Origin of the sequence: Methanobrevibacter sp., from assembly GCF_045126245.1 — an archaeon.
Taxonomy (GTDB): domain Archaea; phylum Methanobacteriota; class Methanobacteria; order Methanobacteriales; family Methanobacteriaceae; genus Methanocatella.
The window spans coordinates 21,076-29,489 of record NZ_JBGVOG010000013.1 but is presented as its reverse complement, the minus strand read 5'-3'; the positions used below and the strand labels follow the sequence as shown (position 1 = coordinate 29,489).

7 protein-coding genes are annotated in these 8,414 nt (G+C 34.9%); 1 reads left to right on the top strand and 6 read right to left on the bottom strand.

Features of this window, described 5'->3' with window-relative positions:
• Positions 1–74: 74 nt before the first annotated feature.
• On the top strand, positions 75–500 hold the full coding sequence (locus tag ACJMLZ_RS00915) for a DUF123 domain-containing protein (protein WP_405303451.1): 426 nt from the start codon (positions 75–77) through the stop codon (positions 498–500).
• On the opposite strand, the gene ACJMLZ_RS00910 is transcribed toward ACJMLZ_RS00915, so the two are convergent.
• From ACJMLZ_RS00910 to ACJMLZ_RS00885, 6 genes are all read right to left on the bottom strand, one after another.
• Entirely contained in the window at positions 490–981 is a 492-nt protein-coding gene (locus ACJMLZ_RS00910) for a hypothetical protein (protein ID WP_405303450.1), read from the bottom strand. The two genes, ACJMLZ_RS00915 and ACJMLZ_RS00910, sit on opposite strands and share 11 nt — an antisense overlap.
• 8 nt (positions 982–989) lie before the next feature.
• The gene (locus ACJMLZ_RS00905; protein ID WP_405303449.1) at positions 990–2,594 is read right to left on the bottom strand and encodes a helicase HerA-like domain-containing protein; all 1,605 of its coding nucleotides are present in this window, start codon (positions 2,592–2,594) and stop codon (positions 990–992) included.
• 5 nt (positions 2,595–2,599) lie between these two features.
• Positions 2,600–5,191, bottom strand: a complete 2,592-nt coding sequence (locus ACJMLZ_RS00900) for a DUF5814 domain-containing protein (protein ID WP_405303448.1) — start codon at positions 5,189–5,191, stop codon at positions 2,600–2,602.
• 65 nt (positions 5,192–5,256) lie between these two features.
• Entirely contained in the window at positions 5,257–6,603 is a 1,347-nt protein-coding gene (locus tag ACJMLZ_RS00895) for an MATE family efflux transporter (protein WP_405303447.1), read from the bottom strand.
• Positions 6,604–6,681: 78 nt separating this feature from the next.
• Positions 6,682–7,503, bottom strand: a complete 822-nt coding sequence (locus ACJMLZ_RS00890) for a DUF368 domain-containing protein (protein ID WP_405303454.1) — start codon at positions 7,501–7,503, stop codon at positions 6,682–6,684.
• Between the two features lie 141 nt (positions 7,504–7,644).
• Positions 7,645–8,412, bottom strand: a complete 768-nt coding sequence (locus tag ACJMLZ_RS00885; RefSeq protein WP_405303446.1) for an MIP/aquaporin family protein — start codon at positions 8,410–8,412, stop codon at positions 7,645–7,647.
• Positions 8,413–8,414: the final 2 nt, after the last annotated feature.

Here is an 8,414-nt window from a genome sequence, read left to right as displayed (position 1 = left end):
TTTAAAAATTAAAAGCAATATTTAAATTGACAAATCAAATATAAATAATATCTGAAAAAGAATCATAGATTTCAATGAAGGGATGTTACTGTTTAATCATAAATTTGAATGAAACTTCAGAAATTAAAATCGGCAAACTTGGAAAAATAACTTTTGAAAAAGGATATTATGTCTATGTAGGCTCTGCCATGAACTCATTAATAGCAAGAATCAAACGCCATTTGAGTGATGATAAAAAGATTCACTGGCACATAGACTACCTGTTGAAAAATGAGAATGCTGAAATCAGTGAAGTAATGTACAATGCTTCAGATAAAAAAATAGAATGCACGCTATCACAACTAATTTCCCAAAAAAGTGAAGGGATTACTGGCTTTGGATGCTCCGACTGCAATTGTGAAAGCCACTTATATTATTTCAAAAACAAAAAAGAAGCTATTGAATGTGTAAAAAATGCATACGATTCAATAGCTATGGATTATGAATTCTTTAGAATATGAATCCTTGTTTTTTCTTGTGTCTGTATGAAATTTCAAATGAATTTAGGGCTAATTTTTGTAAAGTTTCCAAATCATCTTCACCAATGCCAACCACACCTTCCCATTCGCTTTCCAAAGATGCAATTTCCTCCAGAATGGCTTTACCCTCATCGGTTAATAAACAATCATAGGCAAGACCGTTTTCAGGTGAATTATCGATTTCAATCAGACCCTTTTTGGCTAACTTTTCATATTTTTTCAAATACAAATCCAAATGAAGGACAAACAAGTCATTTTTATCCGCCTTTTCAAATTGTTTAATCCTAACACGTTTGTGATGAGGTTTTTCATGCTTTTTGACCTGTTTCAGGAGTTTAATTTGACTTTCATGAAGGAAAACACTTAAATTTTCCCGCACATAAGTCATCTTTGACTCTTCAATTACGCCAATCAGGGAAGATGCATTCATATTTTCAATAGCTTTTTTGTGTGGATGAGCCATATCAACACCTATTTCATCTGTCCGAAGATTCCTCTCATGATTCCTTTTGTAACTTCACGCGCTGCAGTGTTCATTGCCTGTGTTGCTGCCTTTTCAGCCATCTTTTGAGCTTCGGATTTTTTAGCCCTTTTACCGCTTGCAGGTTGGCTTCCACCTAAAACAGTTCCTAAAATACCTTCCAAAACAGATTCCTGTTGTTGAGGAGCTCCCTGAGGAACATCTGGCTGTTGAGGAGCTTGAGGCGCTTCCTGCTGTTGGGCTTTGACTTCTTCAATGGCCTCCTTGGTTTCACTCGGCACTTCACTTTCAAGTTCAGGGTTTGAATCAATCTTATTCAGCAGCAGTTCATAAGCGGACTCACTGTCCAGAGCATCCCAATACTTGGATTTCAATGTTGAAATATTAATCAGTTCAGCCCTCAGCTCATCTTCAATAGCGCCTATATGGCTTTGTGGAGGTACGATATCCACCTGTTCAACCACTGTCGGAACACCTTTTTCATCCAAAACTGACACTAAAGCCTGACCGATTCCAAGATTGGAAATGACTTCTGCAGTATTGAAGTCAGGATTGGCTCTGAATGTTTCCGCAGCCACCTTAACGGCTTTCTGGTCTTTTGGAGTGTATGCATGAAGTGCATGTTGAACACGATTACCCAACTGAGCCAAAATGTCATCAGGAATATCTGCCGGAGACTGTGAAATAAAGTATACTCCAACACCTTTTGACCTGATAAGCCTTACAATCTGTTCGATTTTCTTGCCGAATTCAGGTGACATATCATCAAACAGCAAATGAGCTTCATCAAAGAAGAAAACGAATTTAGGTTTATCCATATCCCCTACTTCAGGTAATGTTTCAAATAGATTTGATAACATCCAAAGCAGGAATGTTGAGTATATTTCAGGAGATAGGGACAATTTTTGAGCATCCAGAATATTGATTACACCGCATCCGTTGTCATCAACCTGAATAAAATCAGAAAGTTCAAGGGCAGGTTCGCCAAAGAAATCATTTCCGCCCTGATCTTCAAGTGTAATCAGACTCCTTAGAATAGTGTTTGCAGACTTTGCCGCTATGGCACCATATTCCCCTTCATAAGCATCCTTGTTTTCAACAACATGATTGATCATTGATTTTAAATCCTTCAAGTCAATGATAGGCAATGACTTTTCATCAGCCACCTTAAACACTATATTCAATACGCCGGCCTGCGCTTCGGACAAGTTTAAGATTTTTGAAAGTAAAACAGGACCCATTTCAGAGAGTGTCACCCTTATTGGAATACCCTTTTGGCCAAACAAATCCCAGAATTCAACAGGATACTCCTTGAATTTAAATCCTTTATCGTCAAGGCCATATCTTTCCCTATTTTTGGTTATGAAATCATTTCCGGAACCTATTTTGGCAAGCCCTGAAACGTCACCCTTCATATCGGCCATAAACACAGGAACTCCCAAATCTGAAAATGATTCAGCCAATACTTTTAAAGTTACTGTTTTACCTGTACCTGTTGCACCGGCTATCAAACCATGACGGTTAGCCAGTTTTGGTGATAAAAACACATTTGTGTTGTCATTGCACCCAATTAATATTTTGTCTTCTGCATACATCTAATTCACCCGTTTTCTATTTTTTTAATTAAATAATTAGTCTTTTTAACAATATTCCTTCTATTATGTGCTTTGGCTATTCTTTTAATAGCATCCAAATTCTTTACGTAATTGTCCAGCCATGAGAATATGTCTCCGGGATAGACTTGAATCTGATATTTTCTAAACAGCTTATTCGATATGTCTTGAGGATCCTTACCCTTTAACCTTTCATGAACAATTACTTCGGATATTCCCCTTTGCATACAACTGCAAAATGGCCTATCCTGACATTTGCATTGCATGAAATCCGTTTGAAGAGCAATCAATGCATCCTGGAATTTCTTATCAACTTTTTCTATAGCTTCGCCTGAAGAAATGATATCCAAGGTCGATTCTGCAAATAGCCTTGTCGAGAACTTAATCTTTAAGGCATTTGCTATCTGATTGTGAATAACGCTTGACAAATATGCATTTTCAAACATTTCCAAATCAAGTGCAAGAGCCAAAATCAAAACCTTAAGTTTATCATATTTTTCCTTTTTCTTATACATTGGAGATAAAGCCACATACCTTTTAAGGTACTGCATATCGTTCAATGTATTTTTAATAAACTCTGCATCATCAATTGATAAAAAAGACACCGAAGTTGCCCTTCCATATTTGGTAATTTCAAGCTTATTAGATGGAGTGATATCAATCATGTCCAAATCTTCCATTTCTTCAATAGCTATTTTTGTACTTATTGGTACATCAATATTTTTATAAAATTTATTCAACTCTTCGATTGACCTTATGGAAGTTGATGAAATATCTGCAAGAATTTGCTCATAAGCTGACTCTTCGTCATATTCAATGTATACATCCTCACTATTGCTTTCAAGCAGGTCCAGAGCCATTGCCTCTTCGCTTTCACCTGCAAAATCGTTTCCAATTTCAGGAAGAAGATATACTATTCCCCTATCATGATAGGTTGGCCTGCCAGCACGACCGAGCATCTGTGAAAATTCATTGGGATTAATCCACTTATTTCCCATGACCAGCGAATCAAAGATTACCTGTGAAGCAGGAAAATCCACACCTGCTGCCAAAGCCGCTGTGGTTACGACACATGAAATCTTACCTTTGTCAAAGTCCTTTTCTATCTTTTCCTTTTTATAGTATGACAAACCTGCATGATAAGCGGCTGCACTTACTTTTTTGTTAGTCAAGTAATTAGCAATTTGGTGAGTTTTGCGCCTTGAATTTGTAAATATTATGGTTTGTCCCCTAAAACCTTTTTTGGATTTGGTATTGAATTCCCTTTTAACCAATTTCATCATAAGATGGCGCTTTTGAGACTCGTTTCTTGTATAGACCAAATGTCGTTCAAGGGGAACCGGCCTTTCATCATACTTGACCAGCTTCATGTTGAACTCACTTGCCAAAAATTCCGGGTTTTTAACTGTTGCAGATAGCCCAATTATTTGAGTTTTAGGATACAAATGCTTTACGCGCTTAATCAATCCATTCAAACGGGTCCCCCGGTCTTCATCATCAATCATGTGAATCTCATCTATCAGCACAACACCCAAGTTTGAAATTGAATTCGAATTGCCGTTTCTTAAAAGATAATCTATCCCCTCATAAGTAGCCACCACAATATCCGCCTTTGAAACATCAGAATCAGGAAGATTAAGTTCACCTTTTGCCTTTACCCGATTTCTTCCAACTTTAATTGATACATTCAAACCCAATTTCGAATATTTCTTTTTGAAATCCCTGTACTTCTGATTGGCCAGGGCAACCAATGGAGTTAGGAAAATGAATTTTTTTCCACTTAAGGCTTCAGTAATTCCTGCAAGCTCCCCAACCAATGTTTTACCTGAACCTGTTGCACTTACAACAAGCAAATCCTCACCCTTCAGAAGACCTTCCTTAATGGCCAAATATTGAACAGGAAGCAGTTTATCATTTCCACAATCAATCAGAATATCTCTGAAGTCTTTAGGTATCTTAAGACGCTTCATGTCAACAGGAGGAACAATATGTCTTGGCTTTCTAGTTTTATCAAACAGCGTTAATTTTCTATTTTTCAAAGGGTCAAAATGAGGTGATAAGACAGATAGCGTCTTTTCCAAATCGTTTGTTTTTTCCAAAGTGGATTTTAGATTTCTGAAAATCTTTTTATCAAACCCCTGAAGTTTGATTTCCTGCTTAATAGTATCCAAAGCACAATCCTTACAGATTAATTGGTTATTATACTTATAAGAATAGGATGAATTTACAACAGTGATATTTCCTTCATATGCACAGTAGTCGCATACCTTTGTGTGCCTTACCTTAATATTTAAAGATTTCAAAAACTTCTCGACCTTTTCATCGGGAGTTGCAAGAAAAACAGCCTGTGAGCGCAAAAGCTTGTTTACTTCACTTGGAGGAAGCAATTTTTCATTTAAAGTGGAATTGTCTTTAAAGTTATAATCAGCTACAAAACGATTAATCGATAGGGAATCCCCATCATCACTGAATTTGATATTGCCAACAAATTCCGGCTCCCTTTTATGATTTAAAGCCCCTTTTGGTGAACCGATTGGATATAATTTCCACTGTTTTTTTATCTTTTTTAAAACTAGCATTATCTTAAATTATATTTCTAATTGTTAATAAATCTTTAAAAGATATTACTGATAAAAATCTTTGTCTAAAAACTTTTAACAACATCCGCATCATGATATACTACCTTAACTTTCTTAATTGAAGAAACAACAAATAAATAATAAACACATGCAAAAATCAATTCTGATGATATAAATGCAATCAAAATACTGGATCCCTTGAAAATATCAACTAAAAGTATTATAACTATTATTTCAAAAGCTTTTTTTAATATCTTGAAAAATAGCGAATAGTAACTTTTTCCGAAACCGTCCAAGATTTTACCTGAAATCAGAGCTACAGGTGAAAAGGAAAGTAAGAATACTGCAGAAACAGCTATTAAAAACAAGTTAAAATTATTGTCGGCCATATCGAACAATGCCAAAATATCTTTAAAGAAAATAAAAACGAATATGCTTATAACAAATGAAACCAGCATGCTTAACTTAAGAGCATGCAAATATAGTTTTTTAATATCATCAAACTTTTTAGCTCCGAATAAATGGCCGGATACACTTAATAACCCTCTTCCAAAACCTTTAACTGGAGAAAGGAAGAGTTTTTTAAGTGAATCACAAACGAGATACAATGAAATTCCCATAAATCCCAATACACCAATCAATATGGAATATATAAAAAGTATGCTAAAAGTACTTGCTCCATCCTCGAAGCAATTCGGAAGGGCTACCTTGATTATTTCCCCTATTACATATAAACGGATTTTAAGATATTTTAAACTGAATTCGATCTTATTTTTTCCCAATACATACCTTAATAAAAGTATTATAAAGCATATTGACGCGGATAAAATTGATGCATATGCCGCACCCCTAACACCAAGATTAAAATAATGAATAAAAACAGGGTCAAGAATCAAATTTAAAATATTCGTGGCTATTAAAAGCATTGTTGGAAATTTAGAATTCCCTTCTGCCTGCATTGTTTCAGAAAAGAAATTGGAATACAAAAATACAAATGAAAATATGCTCATGGGCATTATATATGATAATACTGAATCAAGATACTCAGTTTCCCAAATCCCAAATATGAAAGCATATTGTGTTGAAATCAATAAAATGGAGATATAAATTACCAATACAATTAACATGCCAGTTAAAAACGAACTACACGCATTTTTATAATTGCCTGAACCCAAGTATCGAGACATTATTGAATTTGTACCTTGCCCAAATGAATCTCCCACATAAGTATATAATGCAAATACAGGTATGCATACGCTTAAAGCAATAATAGCCTCATCACTATATGTTGATATCCACATGGTATCAATAACGCTATATAATGTATTGAATAAAGCGAACGCTACCAGAGGAATACTTAAATTATAAAATGATTTTTTAGGATTAGAGACTAAATCAATATTTTTATCCATCAAAGTATATTTTGTATAAAGATACTAATTAGTTTTTTTTAATTTTTTTAAAAAATAAATTGAAAGTAAGAAAATATCTTACTCTTCGATATAATCAAATTTTGTTTCCAATATGATAATTAAACCGAATCCGATTACTGCAACAATCAAACATGGAAACAGTCCTGTAAAGTTAAAACTTACAGAGTTAACAATTTCAACACTTGGAACCTTTAAAGATCCAACCATTACCCCAATAAGAAATGCCATGGTGAATTCTTCATAGTTTTTAAGCAAATAATTTAAGATTTTTGAAAATCCTAAAATACCTATAACCGCTCCGACAACAAAAACGATTATTTCTGAGAAATGCAATTGATGAAGAGCATTCAACATGTATTTGTACTGTCCAAGCAACAGTAATAAAAATGAACCTGAAATACCAGGTAAAATCATAGCGCATATGGCTATCATACCTGAAATGAAAATGATAGGCAATGAATGATTAGCTGCAATCGGATTTAAGCTTACAAAAATAAATGTTAGGACAGCTCCAAGAATTGCAAAGAGAAAATGTTTAGCATTAATCTTATCAATTTTCTTGAACAGAATTACCGCTGAAGCCAAAATCAAGCCTAGGAAAAATGAATATGTCCATGCAGTGTAAACATCCATACAGTAAGTAACAACTTTAGCCAATGTTAAAAAAGCAACGCCAATACCTAAAACAAGAGGTATGAAGAATTTGAAATCTATTTCCTCAAACAACTCTGTCAAAAAACCATTGAAATCTCCTTTAAACAATGGTTTTACAAATCCAAATCTAATTTTACTGATTGATTCCACCAAATGACCATAAATACCTGTAATCAATGCTATTGTTCCTCCTGAAACACCCGGAACAATATCTGCAGAACCCATCAAGACCCCGCGAATAAATATTAAAATAGCTTCTTTAAGATTAAAATTCACACTATCACCTAAATAATTACTATAATATTAGTCAATCTTATGTTAAATAAGTTATCTAAAAAAAAGAAAAAAAAAGAATAATTCAAAGAATTATTCATCTTTAAACGGTTGCGGAAGTTCACAGACCCCACTGTCTTTAGCAAGATATGCATATGCAAATGCTGCACAAATTGCACCAAGGATAGGTCCAACTAAATATATTGGGAAGAATGCCCAAAGGTTAGCACCGCCAAGTAAGGTGTCCATCAAGTATGGTCCGAATGTACGTGCAGGGTTGATTGAAGCGCCTGTAAATGCGCCTAAAACTGCAATTACTGCTGCAACTGTCATACCGATTGATATTCCAGCAAAACCAGGTTCCGCTTTCTTATCGACTGCAACACCCATTACTACCATCATCAAGAAGAAAGTTCCTAAGAATTCTGCAAACATTGCTTGGAAGTAGCTTACGCCCAAACCAGGAGCTGTAGCACCAAGTCCTCCAACGGTAACTGCTGAAGCACCTAAACATAGGAAAAGACAAAGGCTTCCCAAACATGCTCCAATTACTTGTGCAACAATATAATAGATACTGTCAATTAAAGCAATGTTTTTGGTTACAAGTAGCCCAATGGTTACAGCAGGATTTAAATGTGCACCGGATATCTTACCAAATACATAAATACATATCATTACAGTTAGACCAAATACCAACGCAATGGCAATCCAGTCACCAAGTCCTCCTAAAGGTCCAATTCCAGTAACTCCAGCGGCTTTTGAAATCAACAAAGTTACAACAGCAGAACCAGTACCGAAAAATACAAGGAAAAAGGTTCCCAGAAGTTCAGCAAAAAACTTTTTTCTAATATTACAAGTCATTA